The organism is Rhodoferax aquaticus (assembly GCF_006974105.1).
In the GTDB taxonomy this organism is placed as follows: domain Bacteria; phylum Pseudomonadota; class Gammaproteobacteria; order Burkholderiales; family Burkholderiaceae_C; genus Allorhodoferax; species Allorhodoferax aquaticus_A.
Genome location: NZ_CP036282.1, coordinates 1735676 through 1751563 on the forward strand (window position 1 = coordinate 1735676; position 15888 = coordinate 1751563).

Annotated in this window: 17 protein-coding genes; 9 read left to right on the forward strand and 8 right to left on the reverse strand. The window is 59.8% G+C overall.

The genetic code is table 11. The features are described 5' to 3' along the window. The first annotated feature begins 2 nt into the window (after positions 1-2). The 3 genes from cobT to EXZ61_RS08115 are packed head-to-tail and all read left to right on the forward strand — an operon-like array spanning position 3 to position 2491. Positions 3-1076, forward strand: coding sequence for a nicotinate-nucleotide--dimethylbenzimidazole phosphoribosyltransferase (gene cobT / locus EXZ61_RS08105; protein WP_237219169.1), 1074 nt, complete (start codon positions 3-5; stop codon positions 1074-1076). Continuing rightward, the gene (locus EXZ61_RS08110) at positions 1063-1914 is read left to right on the forward strand and encodes an adenosylcobinamide-GDP ribazoletransferase (protein WP_142810759.1); all 852 of its coding nucleotides are present in this window, start codon (positions 1063-1065) and stop codon (positions 1912-1914) included. The genes cobT and EXZ61_RS08110 overlap by 14 nt, the downstream gene beginning before the upstream one ends. Positions 1915-1918: 4 nt before the next feature. Then, positions 1919-2491 (forward strand): histidine phosphatase family protein, encoded by a 573-nt coding sequence (locus EXZ61_RS08115; RefSeq protein ID WP_142810761.1) that lies wholly within the window; start codon positions 1919-1921, stop codon positions 2489-2491. On the opposite strand, the gene EXZ61_RS08120 is transcribed toward EXZ61_RS08115, so the two are convergent. From EXZ61_RS08120 to EXZ61_RS08130, 3 genes are read right to left on the reverse strand one after another with little or no spacing between them, the layout of a single operon-like run. Beyond that, positions 2488-3300, reverse strand: coding sequence for an HDOD domain-containing protein (locus EXZ61_RS08120; protein ID WP_142810763.1), 813 nt, complete (start codon positions 3298-3300; stop codon positions 2488-2490). The two genes, EXZ61_RS08115 and EXZ61_RS08120, sit on opposite strands and share 4 nt — an antisense overlap. Before the next feature lie 35 nt (positions 3301-3335). Beyond that, positions 3336-3977, reverse strand: a complete 642-nt coding sequence (gene nth, locus EXZ61_RS08125; RefSeq protein ID WP_142810765.1) for an endonuclease III — start codon at positions 3975-3977, stop codon at positions 3336-3338. Next, entirely contained in the window at positions 3974-4780 is an 807-nt protein-coding gene (locus tag EXZ61_RS08130; RefSeq protein ID WP_142810767.1) for an HDOD domain-containing protein, read from the reverse strand. The genes nth and EXZ61_RS08130 overlap by 4 nt, the downstream gene beginning before the upstream one ends. 124 nt (positions 4781-4904) lie before the next feature. On the opposite strand from EXZ61_RS08130, the gene EXZ61_RS08135 reads away from it, so the two are divergent. Beyond that, positions 4905-6092 (forward strand): aminotransferase-like domain-containing protein, encoded by a 1188-nt coding sequence (locus tag EXZ61_RS08135; protein WP_142810769.1) that lies wholly within the window; start codon positions 4905-4907, stop codon positions 6090-6092. Here the strand turns inward: EXZ61_RS08135 and EXZ61_RS08140 are convergent. The 4 genes from EXZ61_RS08140 to EXZ61_RS08155 all read right to left on the reverse strand — a co-directional run bounded on the left by EXZ61_RS08140 (position 6089) and on the right by EXZ61_RS08155 (position 9732). Continuing rightward, a complete protein-coding gene (locus tag EXZ61_RS08140) occupies positions 6089-7081 on the reverse strand; it encodes an LLM class flavin-dependent oxidoreductase (RefSeq protein ID WP_142810771.1) in 993 nt (330 codons plus the stop codon). The two genes, EXZ61_RS08135 and EXZ61_RS08140, sit on opposite strands and share 4 nt — an antisense overlap. Before the next feature lie 69 nt (positions 7082-7150). Next, positions 7151-7534 carry an RNA-binding S4 domain-containing protein gene (locus EXZ61_RS08145; protein WP_142810773.1) on the reverse strand — a complete coding sequence of 128 codons (384 nt, stop codon included), beginning with the start codon at positions 7532-7534 and terminating at the stop codon, positions 7151-7153. A 23-nt stretch (positions 7535-7557) separates the two neighbouring features. Further along, complete coding sequence (locus tag EXZ61_RS08150) at positions 7558-8934, reverse strand: sensor histidine kinase (protein ID WP_142814163.1); 1377 nt, start codon at positions 8932-8934, stop codon at positions 7558-7560. Between the two features lie 57 nt (positions 8935-8991). After that, entirely contained in the window at positions 8992-9732 is a 741-nt protein-coding gene (locus tag EXZ61_RS08155) for a response regulator transcription factor (RefSeq protein WP_142814164.1), read from the reverse strand. A gap of 32 nt (positions 9733-9764) precedes the next feature. Between EXZ61_RS08155 and EXZ61_RS08160 the strand changes: the two genes are divergently transcribed. The 5 genes from EXZ61_RS08160 (at position 9765) to EXZ61_RS08180 (ending at position 14953) form a co-directional block, all read left to right on the forward strand. Then, the gene (locus EXZ61_RS08160) at positions 9765-10724 is read left to right on the forward strand and encodes a Bug family tripartite tricarboxylate transporter substrate binding protein (protein WP_142810775.1); all 960 of its coding nucleotides are present in this window, start codon (positions 9765-9767) and stop codon (positions 10722-10724) included. After that, complete coding sequence (locus tag EXZ61_RS08165; RefSeq protein ID WP_142810777.1) at positions 10724-11233, forward strand: tripartite tricarboxylate transporter TctB family protein; 510 nt, start codon at positions 10724-10726, stop codon at positions 11231-11233. The genes EXZ61_RS08160 and EXZ61_RS08165 overlap by 1 nt, the downstream gene beginning before the upstream one ends. Next, positions 11233-12732, forward strand: a complete 1500-nt coding sequence (locus tag EXZ61_RS08170) for a tripartite tricarboxylate transporter permease (protein WP_142810779.1) — start codon at positions 11233-11235, stop codon at positions 12730-12732. Before EXZ61_RS08165 ends, EXZ61_RS08170 begins: the two co-directional genes overlap by 1 nt. Positions 12733-12917: 185 nt before the next feature. Further along, entirely contained in the window at positions 12918-13637 is a 720-nt protein-coding gene (locus EXZ61_RS08175; protein ID WP_425353614.1) for a c-type cytochrome, read from the forward strand. Between the two features lie 2 nt (positions 13638-13639). Then, positions 13640-14953 (forward strand): cytochrome c, encoded by a 1314-nt coding sequence (locus tag EXZ61_RS08180; protein WP_425353624.1) that lies wholly within the window; start codon positions 13640-13642, stop codon positions 14951-14953. Positions 14954-15084: 131 nt separating this feature from the next. Here EXZ61_RS08180 and EXZ61_RS08185 read toward each other — a convergent pair whose 3' ends face one another. After that, entirely contained in the window at positions 15085-15861 is a 777-nt protein-coding gene (locus EXZ61_RS08185) for a ProQ/FINO family protein (protein ID WP_142810781.1), read from the reverse strand. Positions 15862-15888 lie beyond the last annotated feature (27 nt).

Here is a 15888-nt window from a genome sequence, read left to right on the forward strand (position 1 = left end):
GCATGACCTTGGCCGACATTGCCGATCCGGCCTTGACGCAAGCACTGCAAGACACGCTCAACCACAAAACCAAACCGCTGGGCTCGCTCGGGCGTCTGGAGGATGTGGCGCTCAAGATCGGTCAGATTTTGGGCAGCACCGCACCGGTGCTGGAGCAGCCGCAAATGGTGGTATTTGCCGGTGACCACGGGCTCACGGCCCGGGGCATCTCGGCGTTTCCGAGTGACGTGACCTGGCAGATGGTGGAGAACTTTCTGGCGGGTGGCGCTGCGGTGAGCGTGCTCTCCAAACAGAATGGCATCGCCTTGACAGTGGTGGATTGCGGCGTGAACCATGACTTTCTGGCCGGCTTGCCCGCAGGTGCCACACGGCCCGGCTTGCAGGTGCGCAAGGCGTCAGGCGCGGAGCGGGGCACCGCAGATTCTTCAGCCCAGCCGGCCATGACCACAAGTCAACGCGATCAGGCTTTGCAACATGGGATGGAGTTGGTGAAGGGACTGCCCGGCAATGCGCTCTTGTTGGGTGAAATGGGTATCGGCAACACATCTGCCGCGTCCATGCTGCTGGCGCGCCTGGGCGGGCTGGACATTGCGGTGTGCACCGGGGCGGGAACCGGCTTGGATGCCCCTGCAGTGCAGCGCAAAACCGAGGTGCTGCGCGAGGTACTGGCCCTGCATGCCGAGGCGACCGCGCCGCTGGATGCTTTGGCGGCCTTTGGTGGGTTTGAGATCGCGACCATGGTGGGTGCCGTGTTCCAAGCGGCCCGTGAGCGGCGGGTGATTGTGGTGGACGGCTTTATCGCCACCAGCGCCATCGTGGTGGCGCATGCCTTGCAGCCGCATGTGTTGCAGCGCTGCGTGTTTGCGCACCGCTCCGGCGAGCGGGGCCATGAATTCATGTTGCAGCACTTGGGCGTGCAGGCGCTGCTGGACTTAGGCTTGCGCTTGGGGGAAGGTTCGGGCGCAGCCTTGGCGTGGCCTTTGTTGGAGGCTGCGTGTGTGGTGATGCGCGATATGGCCAGTTTTGCGTCAGCAGGTGTCTCTACCCAAACCGACGAGGCCCATGTACCCGGCTAAGGCTTTGCGCCACTACCTGCTGGCATTGCAGTTTTTTACCCGGCTGCCAGTCACAGGGCGTTTGGCAGCTTGGGTGGGCTTTAGCCCCGCAATGCTACGGGCGAGTTTGGGGCACTTTCCCGGGGTGGGTTGCTTGGTGGGCGTCATGGTCGCTACTTTTTCAGCGGGGCTGCTCGCTGGCTTGCCAGCGGGTGGGTTTTCTCCCTTGGTGGCAGCGGCGTGGGGCACGGCCTTGGGGGTATTGGTTACCGGGGCATTTCATGAAGATGGCTTGGCCGATGTGGCCGATGGCCTAGGGGGTGCGCAAGACCGAGACCGCGCATTGCGCATCATGAAGGACTCGCGGGTGGGTGCATTTGGCGCGATTTGGGTAGGCATGGCTTTGCTGGCCAAGGTGTCGGTGCTGGCGGTGCTCGCTTCGCCCAATGGCGGAGGCGGCAGCAGCGTGTTAGTGAGCGCTCTGGTCCTTGGGCATGTGGTGTCGCGCACCTGGCCTTTGTTTCTTGTGCGCTTGCTGCCCCATATTGGCGACAACGTGGCCTCTAAGTCCAAGCCTGTGGCCGAACAGATCAGCGTGGCTAGCTTGTGTGTCGCCTTGCTGTGGTGTTTTGGGGTGTTGGCCCTTGCCAGTTGTGCGCAGGTAGCTATTGATTATGTAGCGTTCTCGTCAGGCTTTGCTGTGGCCATCGGGGTGGCCCTGGGCTTGTCTTTGCTGGCTTGGGGCGTGATGTGGCGTTGGTTTGCAATCCGATTGCAGGGCTATACCGGTGACTGCCTGGGTGCCACACAGCAAGTGTGTGAGCTGGCGTTCTACCTCGGCTTGGCCTTGTGCTTGTAAGTCTATGAAGCTTTGGCTTGTACGGCACGCCTTACCTTTGGTCGCACAGGGCACGTGCTACGGTGCCACAGACCTCGCGGTAGACCCCGCGGCGAACGCCCACCTCGCCGCCGAATTGGCGGAGCGATTGCCGCGCTTGGATACAGGGATGCGCCTGCAAATGCTCCACTCGCCGCTGCAAAGATGTGAGCAGCTTGCGCAGCATTTACAAGGGCTAAGGCCTGATTTGGTCTCAGTTTCAGAGCCTAGGCTGGCGGAGATGAATTTTGGAGACTGGGAGGGGCAGGCGTGGTCCGACATTCCCGAGGCGGCCTACGCCCAGTGGACCGCTGACTTTGCCCAGCACCGATTTGGCGGACAAGAGTGCGTGGCTGAATTCATGCACCGCGTGGCCCAAGTGTGGGACGCCATGCTGGCTGCGCCAAGGTCGGACCATGTGGTCTGGTTGACCCATGCAGGCGTGATTCGGGCTGCTACGCTTTTGGCCCAAGGTGTGCGCGAGGTACACACGGCCCAAGACTGGCCTAAGGCGGCCCCGGGTTTCGGGCAATGGCGATGCTTCAACGTGGGAGTTTAGGTAGGCATCATGGAGATGTCCGCAAACGTTTCTGGGACAGGCAGGCTGGGCTGTAGGGCCACAATGTCAAGTTGGAGGCGCTGCACCACGTCGGCGGGCAAAAGTTGCAGTACGTCTGGCGTGAAGGGTGACTGATCTGCCAGTAGAGCAGCCAAATGCACCACAGCACCCAGTTTGGAAAAAAGGCGTGCCTCCATAGGCTGGGAGGCTGCTGCAAAGCCCTCCACCACCGTTTCGGTGAAATCCCACCGGTGTGCGATCTCGGCCATGATGGCTGCCTCGTCAAACTTGGCCACCTGACGCTCACGCTCCCAACGTTCACCAGGAGGGCAGGGGCGGCGTTCAATGCTGGCAATCATGCCCGGATTGTGTTGGGCAATGACCAATTCGCCCAAACGCAACATCATGCCGGTTAGCCACGCCTCGTTTTCATCAATGTGGATGGCCATGGCCAGCCAGCGTGCATAGCCAGCGCACACCATGCTGCTGCGCCAAAAGTCCAGTCGGTTCAGGCTGGTGGGCATGTCAAACGAGTGCGCCATACAAATGGACAGGGCGCGTGCCCTGATTTGCCCCATGCCCACCACAGCAATGGCCGCGTCCAAGGTATGGACTTGGCGAGACAGACCAAACAAAGCACTGTTGGCCATGCGCAGCAATGTGGCGGTGAGGGCGGGGTCTTTGGCTATCAGGTTTCGCACCTCTGGGACGCCCGCATTGTCGTCCTTGAGTGTGCTAATCAAGGCGTGAGCCACTTCCGGCATCACCGGAAACTTAATGGACTGAAGAAACGTTGTAATTGAGGCCATGCGATATTGTGGCGGTGAAAACAAGCATGTGCTGGCTAATTTGCTGCGGAAGTCTTAGGCGAATAGTCACATACATGGTGCACTGCGCATTGCCAGCACAAGGGCTTGCGGGCTTGGCAAATGTAGCGTCCATGCAGAATTAACCAATGGTGCGCATCGACCATGTAGCGCTGGGGGATGCGTTTAAGCAGCTTCAGCTCGACTTCCAGCGGTGTTTTGCCTGGGGCTAAGCCTGTGCGGTTCCCCAAGCGAAACAGGTGTGTATCCACCGCCATGGTGGGTTCGCCAAAGGCCACGTTGAGCACCACATTGGCAGTTTTGCGTCCTACTCCGGGCAATGCTTCAAGCGCCTCGCGGGTGCGGGGGACCACGCCACCGTGCTGTTCTACCAAGATCTCACACGTCTTCATCAGGTGTGCCGCTTTGCTGCGGTACAAGCCAATGGTCTTGATCGAATCCTCTAACGCAGGCAGCCCGAGTGCCATCATTTTCTGAGGCGTGTTGGCGGTATGAAACAGGCGCCGTGTGGCTTTGTTCACGCCAACATCTGTCGCTTGTGCCGATAGCAAAACAGCCGCCAACAATTCAAAAACGGAGCTGAACTCCAGCTCCGTTTGTGGGTGGGGATTCGCAGCCTGTAGCGTTGCGAAAAACGTTTCGATGGCAGCAGGGGTCACAGAGCAGTAATGTCAACAAAGGAGTCGGCAGCAGGAAAGTGGCTGTGCATCCATTCTTTGTCTAGCATTAGCACCTTCACTACATCTTCTGGAAGCGTGTCTAAAACCTCGTGGCCTTGGGCTTCGGAGTCGGCCAAGATGCCTGCCAAGTTCAAGATGGCTCCTAGGCGCGAAAAAGCTTGGTCCGTAATGGGGTCGGACGAGCGCTGCAAGGCTTGCACCATTTGCATGGGGAAGTTCCAGCGGCGCGCCAGTTCAGCGGTGATTTGACCTTCGGTATAACCCACCAGTTCTTTCTCGCGTTCCCAGCGGCCACCAGGAAAATGGGGCAACTTTTCTATGTCTTGCAAATGCGCAGGGTCGGCTTGTGCGATCAACAACTCACCTAAGCGCAGCATCATGCCGGTGAGCCATGCTTGCTGGGCATCCACTCCTAAACTGCCGGCCAGCCACTGGGCATAGCCCGCGCATGCCATGCTGTTTTTCCAGAACTCTTTGCGGTCCAAGCCGGGGATGGCGGGAAACGAATCGTTTAAACAGGTGCCTAGCGAGAGAGTGCGCACTTTTGACATGCCAACCATGCTGATAGCGTCGTCCAAGTTGCTCACACCACGGGGCAAACCAAATTGTGCGCTGTTGGCCAGTCGCAAAAGCTTGGCGCTGAGCGCGGGATCTTTGGCAATGATGTCACGCACGGTTTCTACGGTGGCATTGTCATCATTGAGTGTGCGTATCAGGGCGTGTGCGACCTCAGACATCGAGGGGAGTTGGACGCGTTCAAAAAAAGTATCAAGGGTCGGCATGAATTCTCCTTTTTATGTGTTGCACACGATCGGTGACAATTTACCCCAATTGGCCGCGCTTAAATAGTGCCAGCGTGATGCCTAAACCGATTATTTCTAAATACTTTTCGAAGGAGCCACTTTCATGCAATTTGCTGACCGATTGAAAAACGTTGAGACCTCTGCCATTCGTGAGTTGTTCAAACTCTTGGGCAAGCCGGGCATCATCAGTTTTGCAGGCGGCTTTCCCGATCCCGCATTGTTTGATGTCGACGGTATTCGCCAAGCGACCGATGCCGTACTCTCCAACAACCCCGGTGCGGTGTTGCAATATGGTGCGACCGAAGGTTGGAACCCCTTGCGAGAAGGCTTGAGCGCGCACATGGCCAAGAAAGGTATTGCGGCCCGGCCCGACGAAATCATCACGACCACGGGCAGCCAACAGGCCTTGGACTTGATTGGCAAAACCATGATCAATCCTGGCGATAAAGTGATTGTGGAGGCCCCCACCTTTTTAGCCACGATCCAGTGCTTTAGGTTGTATGGCGCAGACTTGGTCACCGCGCCTGTGGACGCCGATGGCGTGCAAGTGGATGCCCTTGAGAAGCTCATCGTGGAGCACAAGCCCAAGCTGGTGTACCTGATCCCCACCTTTGGCAACCCGAGTGGCGCTATGTTGAGTTTGGAGCGCCGCAAGCGGGTGCTGGAGTTGGCTGCCAAGTACCAAGTGCTGGTGGTGGAAGACGACCCGTATGGTGAATTGTTTTTTGGTGCTACGCCTCCACCCACTTTGTTGGCATTGTCTGCTGAAGTGCCCGGCTCGCGTGAGTGGTTGGCGTACTGTGGCTCGTTTAGCAAGGTGCTAAGCCCAGGCCTGCGTGTGGGCTGGATGATTGCGCAACCGGCACTCTTGGCCAATGCCGTCATGTGCAAGCAGTTTAGTGACGCGCATACCAGCAACCTGACCCAAGCAATCGCTGCCCAGTACTTGGCTTTGGGCCGTCTGGACGGTGCTTTGGCCCAGGTGCGCGTGACCTACGCGGAACGTGCCCAGATGATGGCGGACTGCTTGCGCAAAGAACTGGGTGATGCGGTGAGCTTCAGTGCCCCGCAAGGCGGCATGTTTTTCTGGGCCAGCCTAACGGGTGCCGGTGGTAAAGAAAAAGATGCGGCTGAGTTCGCAAAACGGGCCATCGACAAGCTGGTAGCCTTTGTACCCGGCAACCCCTTCTTTGCCAACCACGCGGACCGATCGACCTTTCGATTGAGCTTCGCGACCGCTGACTTGGCCAAAATCCAAGAAGGTGTAGCCCGCTTGGGGCAAGCGCTCTAGTTAGCCGGCTGCGCAAACAACTGCGCAGTGATTTCATAGGAGCGCAGGCGCGCTGCATGGTCGTAGATCTGTGAGGTGATCATCAGCTCGTCGGCCCCCGTGCGTTCTACAAAGGCAGCAAGTGCCGCGCGCACGGTGTCAGGCGCGCCAATGGCGGCACAGGACAACACGCTGTCAAGCAAGGCTTTCTCAGCGGGTCCCACCCGCTTGGGGTAGTCCAGCAAGGGGGGCGGCAATGGGGCAGGGCGTCCGCTGCGCAGGTTCACAAAGGCCTGCTGCATCGATGTGGCCCTGAACGCAGCCTCATCGTCGGTGTCTGCGGCAAACACGTTAAAGCCCAGCATGACATACGGCTTGCTCAAAGTGGCTGAAGGCTTGAAGTGGGCCCGGTACAGCTCAATCGCTTGCATCATGTACTGCGGCGCAAAGTGGGAGGCAAACGCATAGGGCAGGCCCAAAGCCGCTGCCAGTTGTGCACCAAAGAGGCTGGAGCCCAAGATCCAAATGGGCACGTTTAAACCGGCGCCGGGCACTGCGCGAACGGCGTTTTTCGGGGTACCTGCAAAGTAATCCATCAGTTCCACAACATCGCGCGGAAACTCGTCAGCATCGCTGCTCAGGTTACGGCGCAGCGCACGTGCGGTCAGTTGGTCAGAGCCCGGCGCACGCCCAAGCCCCAAATCAATGCGGCCCGGGTAGAGGGACTCCAGCGTGCCAAACTGCTCCGCGATCACCAAGGGTGAATGGTTGGGCAGCATGATGCCACCCGCACCTACCCTAATCCGAGAGGTGCCTCCGGCCACATGCCCCATCAGCACCGCGGTCGCTGCGCTGGCAATACCCGGCATGCCATGGTGTTCGGCCAGCCAGTAGCGTTGAAAGCCCCACTGTTCGGCCTGCTGCGCCAAGTCCAGTGAGTTGCGAAAAGACTGCGCCGCCGTGCTGCCCTGGGTGATGGGGCTGAGGTCAAGGACTGAAAATGGAATCATAGGCGAGTAGCTTGGGGCAGATGGATGAGTTGCAAGCCTTGCCAAGCGCCGAATCCCGTGCGCTGTCGGTCAATCTGACGACCATACCTTTTGCATATCTCGGCGGTCCCGCTTGGTGGGTCGGCCTTGGCTGATCGTTAAGGCTGGCTCAGGGGCTAAGCGGCGTTGCAGCTGTGCAGCTTCCCGTTTGGCTACGCTCTCGGGCGTTTCTTCGTACAACAGTTGCGCCATGGATGCGCTGCCGCGTTGCTCACTGATGCCTTTGACGACCACGGTTCGCGTGACACTGCCTTGCCGTACGGTGATGGTTTCGCCAAGTTTTACCTCCCGTGATGGTTTAACGTCTTGACCACCTACTTGCACATGCCCACTGGTGACCTCATGGCTGGCCAGTGAGCGGGTTTTGTAGAAGCGGGTGGCCCAGAGCCATTTGTCGATGCGGGTTTTTTCCATAGAGCTTGGCGTGATCGGGGGCGTTAGTGCGCAGCGCTGGCGCTGAGCGGTAGGCTGATGCTTGCAGCCAAGCCCTGCACCTGCTGATGCGCGATGCGGTTGCTCAGTTGCACGCTGCCACCCAAGGCAGTGACCATTTCTCGGGTAATCATGAGACCCAAACCAGAGCCTGAGCGGGCGTCGCCGGTTGCAAAGGGCTGAAACAGGCGTAAGCGCAACTCATCCGTTATGCCACTGCCTGAATCGTCAATCACCAATACTGCCATCGCACCTTGGGGCGCAAGCCTTACCGCCAGATGGCCGCCCTGCGGGGTGTGCCGAATCGCGTTGTGGAGCAGGTTGCGCACCATCTCACGCAGCATCCATTCATGGGCGTGGACCCAGCACGGTGCTGTGCTGATTTCAAAATCCAAGTCTTTTTCGGCAATCAAAGGGGACACATCCAAGGCCAAGGCACGCACTACCTCCGCCCAGTCTTGGTCTTGGAAGTCTTGTTGCTGGCGCACTTGTTCAACTTTGGCGAGCGCCAGCATTTGGTTGGCCAATTGGGTGGCCCGGTCTACGGTGCGCTGAATATCCTCTAAGGCCTCTTTGGCGACCCAATCTCCGCGCAGGGCCGACTGCACTTGTACCTTGAGCACCGCCAAGGGCGTGCGCAATTGGTGGGCTGCATCGCGCACAAATCGCTTTTGGTTTTCCAGCAGATGTTGCAAACGCTGCATCACCTGATTGGTGGCGTCCGTGAGGGGCTGGATCTCACGCGGGAGGGCGCTGGCGTCGATGGGGGTGAGGTCGTCTTCATTGCGTGCGTCCAACACATTGCTCAGCTGCCGCACCGGCCGGGTCACTCGGTGCACCACCAAGAGAACAGCTATCGCAATTACGCCAATCAATAGGGCTTGGCGGCGCAGGGTGTCCATCAAAATTTGGCGCGCCAGCGTACGGCGCAGCTCCAGCGTTTCTGCCACTTGAACGGTGGCCATGGCCCGCCCTCGGCCGGTTGCCACGGGTTGCAGCAGCACGGCCACCCGCACGGGGTCACCGCGAAAGGTGTCGTCGTAGAAGTCCACTAAGGCGGCGTAGGGCCCTTGGTTGGGTATTTTTCCGCTCCAGGCAGGCAGGTCTTGTGCGCCGTCAATCCATAGGCCGCGCTTGTCTGACACACGGTAGGTCATGCGGCTGCGGTTGTCTGCTTCAAAGGGCTCCAAGGCGGAATACGGAATGCTGGCTTTGATGACAGCAAACTCGTCGTCGCCTTCGACTTTCAGCAGCTCACCAATGGCCTTGGCCGATGCCAAAAGTGTGCGGTCATAGGCAATGTTGACCGCTTCCAAGGCTTGCCGGTACAAGCTGAAGGTATCGACCAGAACAAACAGGGCTATGGGCACCAGTATTCCCATCAATAACTGGCGGCGCAAAGAGGGGAGTCGATTGGCAGACTGCACGGGAGAGTAGGTTCAGCGGTCCGACTTGAGCAAATAGCCCAAGCCGCGCAAAGTCATCAGGTTCACCCCAGTGCCGACCAGCTTTTTGCGCAGGCGGTACACCACCACTTCAATGGCTTCGTACTGCACTTGGTCTTCACCCGGAAATACCAGCTCAAACAGCCGCTCTTTGGCCACCGCATGGCCAGGGCGTGCCATCAGGGCGCTTAACAAAGAAACCTCGCGTGGCGTGAGGTCCATCACCTCCTGTTGCAGGTAGATGGCACCGTTGGTGCGGTCGTAGTGCAGCGGGCCCACGGTGGCGTCCCAGTCATCGGTGTCGGGGGTGCTGCCGTTTCGTCTGCGGTGCAGGGCGCGCACGCGGGCTTCCAATTCGTCCAAGTCAAACGGTTTGGGCAAATAGTCGTCCGCACCCGCATTCAGGCCCATCACTTTGTCGCCCACCGTGCCCCGCGCTGTAAGAATGAGCACAGGGGTTTGCAGGCCGGCCTTGCGCGCTTGTTGCAGCACGGTCAGACCATCGACTCCTGGCAAACTGAGATCGAGCACGACCACGTCAGGATGGCTGCGGCTCCAGGTGGCCAATGCCTGTGCACCATCGCTGCAAACATCGACCCGCAAGCCTGCGCGCACCAAGCTGCGTTGCAGGGCTGTGTGGAGGGCAATATCGTCTTCGACCAATAGCAGGTGCATGAAATAGCTCGGGGTTTCCCCTAGGAGTTGGGACAGCCAATTGACAGGCAAGCGCCGCATCATAGGTCTGTTTTCAACACGAGGAGTAACCCATGCGTCGCAATACCTTTTTGAAGTCGATGGCTGCTATGGCCATGGTTGGCACTTTGCCTTTGAGCGCCCGTGCTGGCGCCACCATCAAGATGATGATTCCCGCCAATCCCGGTGGCGGATGGGACGGCACGGGCCGTGCCTTTGGGGCCGCATTGATCGATGCCAAGGTCGCAGACGCTGTGCAATACGACAACAAAGGCGGCGCGGCTGGTGCTATCGGTTTGGCGCAGTTTGTGAACAGCGCCAAGGGTGACCCTAATGCCATGATGATGACGGGTGCGGTCATGGTCGGTGGCATCATTACTGGCAAGCCAGCGGTGTCCATGGACAAGGCCACACCTATTGCCCGTTTGACCAGTGAATACAACGTGTTTGTGGTGCCCGCAGATTCTCCTTTGAAGACCATGAAAGACGTGGTCGCCCAAATGCAAAAAGACCCCGGCAGCGTGAAGTGGGGCGGCGGCTCACGTGGGTCTACGGAGCACATCTGTGCGTCCATGTTGGCTACCAAAGTCGGCGTTGATCCCAAGAAAGTGAACTACGTGGCCTTCCGTGGCGGCGGTGAAGCAACTGCGGCTATTTTGGGCGGCAACGTCACCGTGGGCGGTAGTGGCTACAGCGAGTTTGCCGAGTACATCAAGGCCGGCAAGATGCGCGCCATTGGCGTCACGTCTGAAAAGCGTCTGCCGGGCATCAACGTGCCGACCATGAAAGAAATGGGCTACGAGGTCGTGCTCGGTAACTGGCGTGGTGTGTATGGCGCGCCTGACATCACGGCAGCCCAGCGCGCTGCGTTGACGGAGATGGTCATCAAAGCCACCAAGTCCAAAGTATGGCTCGACGCACTAGAGAAAAACGCTTGGACCCCCGCGCTCATGACAGGCAAGGCGTTCGATGACTTTGTGGACAACGAGTTCTCTAGCCTGCGCGGCGTGATGCACTTGTCTGGGATGCTCTGATGTCGCAAACGCACAGTCAGCTGTACCAAACCTTGGTGAGTGGTGGCGTGATTGTGCTGGGCTTAGGCCTAGCCGGTGGCGCTATCAGCATTCCTTCAGAGGCAGGTTATGCGGGGGTGGGTCCCAATTTCCTGCCTTGGCTGGTGGCACTCTCCTTGATCGCGTGCGGGCTAGTTTTGCTGTACGAGGCCCGCTTTGGCGGGTTTCGTGACATGGAAGATGTGCCCGACGGCGGCAAACCCTACTGGTTTGGCTTTGTCTGGATGTCCGCTGGGCTCTTAGTCAATGCCGCCTTGATTACCACCATCGGCTTCATTCTGAGTTGTGCTGTGTGCTTTGTGCTAGCGGCTCGGGGCTTGCGTAACGCCCAAGGCGACACCCAGCCGGGCATGCGCCCGTGGGTGTCCGATGCGGTGGCAGGCGTCGCTATTTCGGCGCCGGTGTACTGGATGTTTACGCAGTTTCTGGCGATTAACTTGCCAGGACTCACTCGCACGGGATGGCTCTAATGGATATTTGGAATTCTCTGCTTCAGGGCTTTGCCACGGCGGGCACCCCCATCAACTTGCTGTGGGCCTTGGTGGGCTGCGCTTTGGGTACGGCTGTGGGCGTCTTGCCTGGCATTGGCCCCGCAACGGCTGTAGCCATGCTGCTGCCTATCACCGCCAAGGTGGACGCAACCGCTTCCATGATCTTCTTTGCGGGCATCTACTACGGTGCCATGTACGGGGGCTCCACCACCTCCATTTTGCTCAACACCCCCGGGGAGACCTCCAGCATGGTCACGGCCATGGAGGGCAACAAAATGGCCAAGAGCGGGCGTGCGGGCGCAGCGCTTGCCACCGCGGCTATTGGCTCCTTCTTTGCGGGCACCATTGCCACGGTGTTTGTGACCTTGTTTGCACCCTTGGTGGCTGAGTACGCCGTCAAACTGGGGCCACCCGAGTACTTTTGCCTGATGCTATTGGCGCTCACTACGGTGAGTGCCGTGCTGGGGCAAAGCACCTTGCGGGGCCTTACGGCATTGTTCGTGGGGCTGGCGGCTGGCTTGATCGGCATGGACCAAATCACTGGCCAGGCGCGCTACACCGGTGGCACACCAGAGCTGATGGATGGAATTGAAATCGTGCTGGTGGCGGTGGGCTTGTTTGCAGTGGCTGAAGCCTTGCATGCGGTGCTCTTTGAAGGCAAGGTTGTCGAGACTGAGAACAAGATGAGCCGCATCACCATGACCAAGAGCGACTGGCGTCGCTCTATCCCGGCGTGGTTGCGCGGCACGGCCATTGGCGCGCCGTTTGGCTGCATTCCTGCAGGTGGCACTGAAATCCCTACGTTTCTGAGCTATGCCGCTGAGAAGAAACTGGCCAGCCCAGAGCACAGGGCAGAGTTTGGTGGCAAAGGTGCGATTGAAGGCGTGGCTGGCCCTGAGGCGGCGAACAATGCCACTGTGACCACTGCATTGATTCCCTTGTTGACCTTGGGCATTCCGGTCTCCAACACCACGGCGGTGCTTTTGGGTGCGTTTCAAAACTACGGCATCCAGCCTGGTCCTCAGCTGTTTAGCAGCTCGGCGGCCTTGGTGTGGGCCTTGATTGCTTCGCTCTACATCGGCAACGTGATGCTCTTGGTATTGAACCTGCCTTTGGTGGGCTTGTGGGTCAAGCTGCTCAAAGTGCCTAAGCCACAGCTCTACGCCGGAATTTTGATATTTGCGACAGTTGGTGCTTACGGCATGCGTCAAAGCGCGTTTGACTTGTTCTTGCTCTACGCCATTGGCGTGCTGGGCTTGGTCATGCGCCGCTTTAGCTTCCCCACCGCGCCTGTGGTGGTGGGCATGATCTTGGGCCCCTTGGCGGAAGCGCAGCTGCGCAACGCCATGTCGATTGGTGAGGGCAGCGCCATGGTCTTCTTGCAGCGGCCTATGTCGCTCACCATTTTGTTGGTGGTCTTGGCGGTGTTGGTGGTACCGCGCGTACTCAAGCGGCGGCAGGTGACGCAGCTGACCTAGGGTTTGCTATTGAGTTTGTAGCTGCTGGCGCAGTATGTATAAGGGCTAGAGGCATATGTGTCTCTAGCCCTTTGTTTTTTTGACCTTTGCAACTGATACGCAAAAACTCTGGCCATCTGCCCCTGTTTTTGAGCCCCATTTGGCGCGACACTAGCTGCTTGGTTGTTTGTAGGGAGCGCGTTGGAATGGCAAGGTGGACAGGGTTCTTGGCGAAAGTGTGCGTAGCGTTTGCACTTGGGGTGTGTGGGGCATCATCCCTCTGGGCGTCACAGCCTTTTACGGTGCCCGACACCATGGCGCAGCGCGCCATGGCCTGCACGGCGTGCCACGGCAAAGAAGGGCGCGCCACCAACTCCGGCTTTTTTCCCCGCATCGCGGGCAAGCCCCAAGGCTATTTGTACCAACAGCTGCTGAACTTCCGCGACGGGCGGCGTTACCACTCGCTCATGAGCCCGCTGCTCGCCAACCTGTCGGACGACTACTTGCAAACCATTGCGGCCTACTTTGCGGCGCAAGACCTGCCCTATCCGCCACCCCAGGTGCGCGTTCCTTCCGCAAGCGTCGCTGGGCGTGCGGAAGCCTTGGTGCGCCGGGGTGATGCCAGCCGCAACATTCCTGCCTGCGTGTCTTGCCACGGCAGTGCGCTTACCGGCGTGCAACCGGGCACGCCAGGGCTTTTGGGCCTGCCGCGCGACTATGTCAATGCCCAGCTTGGTGCTTGGCGCACAGGCCAGCGGCAGGCGCTGGCCCCTGACTGCATGCACACCATCGCCCAGCGCTTGGCGGTGGAAGACATAAGCGCCTTGTCCGAGTGGCTCGCGGCGCAGCCGTTGCCTGCGTCGACCACAGCAGCACCTGCGGGTAGTGTCAAGCCACCACTGGAGTGTGGGAGGGCTGCACCGTGAATGTGACTAAGCGCATTGTCTTGCGGCTCAAAGCCATCGGCGTTTTGGCAGGCCTGTTGTTGGGGCTCGTGGCCGCGGTGGCCTATCTCAATGTGCGCGGCGAAGACCCAATACGGGACGCGGATACCCACGCCGCAGTGCCACGCCCCACTCCCATGAGCACCGAGCAAGTGGCCCGCGGCCGCTATCTCACGCAGGTGGGCAACTGCGCGGGCTGCCACACCCGCCAGGGCGGCGCACCCTTGGCCGGTGGGCGTGGTTTGGCCACCCCGTTTGGCACCGTCTACACCAGCAACCTCACACCTGACCCCAGCACCGGTTTAGGCCGCTGGAGCGAGGCTGAGTTTTGGCGCGCCATGCACCACGGCCGCTCCAAAGATGGGCGCTTGCTCACCCCAGCTTTCCCCTACGCCAGCTACACCCATGTCACCCGGGAAGATGCCAACGCCATCTACGCCTACCTGCAAAGCTTGCCCCCCGTGGAGCAAGCGCCGCAAGCCCATGCGCTGCGCTTTCCCTACAACACGCAAGCGGCTTTGGCTGTGTGGCGGGCCCTGTACTTTCGTGCAGCAGACCCTGCGGCAACCTTGGACAACACACGCTCGCCAGAGTGGAACCGTGGCGCTTACCTCGCACGCGGTTTGGGCCATTGTGTGGAGTGCCACAGCCCGCGCAATGCCCTAGGGGCCACGAGCACCAGCTTGGAACTCACAGGCGGTGGGTTGTCCGGGCAGGGGTGGTATGCGCCTTCACTGGCCTCCGCCCAAGAAGCAGGTGTTAGCTATTGGCGCACCGAAGACGTGGTGCAACTCCTCAAAACGGGGCGTACGGCGCTCGCCAGCGTACAGGGGCCGATGGCGGAAGTGGTGTACGGCAGCACCCAGCATTGGACGGAGAGCGACTTGTTCGCGCTCAGCACCTATTTGCAGGCTATACCTCAGGTGCAGACCAAGCCATCTGCCAAGCTTGAGCCTTTGCCCGGCAAGGTGCAAGTCCAGGGAGCCGCCGTGTACGACAAACATTGCGCCCAATGCCATGGCCCACAAGGGCAGGGTGCCACAGGCGCATACCCCGCGCTGGCAGGCAACCGGGCCGTGACCCTGGCACGCAGCGACAACCTCATCGCCATCGTGCGTGCGGGTGGCTTTGCCCCCGTCACCCCCGGCAACCCCCAGCCCTATGGCATGCCACCCTTCAGCCATGTGCTCACCAATGCGGACATAGCCGCCGTAGTCAGCTACATCCGCACCGCATGGGGCAACCAAGCCGCACCCGTCTCCGAGCTAGAGGTGCTGCGCTTGGAGACTGCTCACTAGTGTGCGTTTGAGATGCTTGCCTGAGTCTTTGGGTAGTTCCCGCAAGCGGCCAGTACGGATTGCTCGCATGCCTGCTTACTGGCATGCCGCTTGGCGTGGGCTGCGGCTGGTGCGCAGCCCACGTGGGCCAATTACGCGTTGGCGTTGGCTTCTGCTTGCGCTGCAGATGCGGTTTGTGCCTCGGCCGCGGCGTGGGCTTTGCGCACGGTTTCTAGGGAGCGGCCCACGTCGCGCGGGTTCAGGCCATACATATCGGCAAACTCGGCCACGGTTTTTCCGCTGGCGGTGAAGGCCCGGGCGGTGGCTTCGTGCTTGGCCATTTGGGCATGGTAGTCGGCAAAGGCTTCGGCAACCAATGCATTGTTGTCGTCGTCTTTGCCCATGACGCGGGCTTGGTACTCTTGGGCGCTCAGGCCTGAGGTTTCAAAGGCGGCCATGATTTGGCGGCGCACTTTGGGGCGCAGGTCTTCTTGGCTGCGGCCTTGGCGGCGGCGGTACAACTCCAAAATGGTGAGGCACACATGCTCAGGTGCCACGGGCTCAACGGCCACGCCTTGCAGGTCAACGCGGGGCTTGCCCGCGGCAACAGCTTGCAAATACTTGGTGGAGCGGGTGTGCACGGACAGCGCGGTTTTAAGCGCGTCGCGCTCAAATTCAGCGGGGTGCTTTTCCATCAGCTCTTGGAACACGCCCAGCTTGAGCGGCGAAAACTCAGCGCCAAAGAGGTGTGGGTAGAGCTCAAACAGCTTTTCCAAGACAGGCATGGCCACCTTGGTGCGGCTGAGCTTGGCGTTGGCGTTGTGGGCCGTGGAAGCCTCGTCCGTGGCCTCGGGAGCGGTGGGCACGTCTGCGGCGGTGGCCGGCACGGCAAGGTCTGAGGGAGCGGCGTCGGGAGTGGTACTTGTCATGAGAAAAATCAGAAGGTCAAGGGGGTG

What these genes read in the sequence shown, in the direction of transcription:
- EXZ61_RS08135 (WP_142810769.1), top strand. Translation starts at nt 4,905, where the DNA reads ATGCAATTTGCTGACCGATTGAAAAACGTTGAGACCTCTGCCATTCGT.
- EXZ61_RS08115 (WP_142810761.1), top strand. Translation starts at nt 1,919, where the DNA reads ATGAAGCTTTGGCTTGTACGGCACGCCTTACCTTTGGTCGCACAGGGC.
- cobT (WP_237219169.1), top strand. Translation starts at nt 3, where the DNA reads ATGACCTTGGCCGACATTGCCGATCCGGCCTTGACGCAAGCACTGCAA.
- EXZ61_RS08130 (WP_142810767.1), bottom strand. Translation starts at nt 4,780, where the DNA reads ATGCCGACCCTTGATACTTTTTTTGAACGCGTCCAACTCCCCTCGATG.
- EXZ61_RS08110 (WP_142810759.1), top strand. Translation starts at nt 1,063, where the DNA reads ATGTACCCGGCTAAGGCTTTGCGCCACTACCTGCTGGCATTGCAGTTT.
- EXZ61_RS08185 (WP_142810781.1), bottom strand. Translation starts at nt 15,861, where the DNA reads ATGACAAGTACCACTCCCGACGCCGCTCCCTCAGACCTTGCCGTGCCG.
- EXZ61_RS08155 (WP_142814164.1), bottom strand. Translation starts at nt 9,732, where the DNA reads ATGCGGCGCTTGCCTGTCAATTGGCTGTCCCAACTCCTAGGGGAAACC.
- EXZ61_RS08150 (WP_142814163.1), bottom strand. Translation starts at nt 8,934, where the DNA reads ATGGGAATACTGGTGCCCATAGCCCTGTTTGTTCTGGTCGATACCTTC.
- EXZ61_RS08165 (WP_142810777.1), top strand. Translation starts at nt 10,724, where the DNA reads ATGTCGCAAACGCACAGTCAGCTGTACCAAACCTTGGTGAGTGGTGGC.
- EXZ61_RS08175 (WP_425353614.1), top strand. Translation starts at nt 12,918, where the DNA reads ATGGCAAGGTGGACAGGGTTCTTGGCGAAAGTGTGCGTAGCGTTTGCA.
- EXZ61_RS08170 (WP_142810779.1), top strand. Translation starts at nt 11,233, where the DNA reads ATGGATATTTGGAATTCTCTGCTTCAGGGCTTTGCCACGGCGGGCACC.
- EXZ61_RS08120 (WP_142810763.1), bottom strand. Translation starts at nt 3,300, where the DNA reads ATGGCCTCAATTACAACGTTTCTTCAGTCCATTAAGTTTCCGGTGATG.
- EXZ61_RS08160 (WP_142810775.1), top strand. Translation starts at nt 9,765, where the DNA reads ATGCGTCGCAATACCTTTTTGAAGTCGATGGCTGCTATGGCCATGGTT.
- EXZ61_RS08145 (WP_142810773.1), bottom strand. Translation starts at nt 7,534, where the DNA reads ATGGAAAAAACCCGCATCGACAAATGGCTCTGGGCCACCCGCTTCTAC.
- EXZ61_RS08140 (WP_142810771.1), bottom strand. Translation starts at nt 7,081, where the DNA reads ATGATTCCATTTTCAGTCCTTGACCTCAGCCCCATCACCCAGGGCAGC.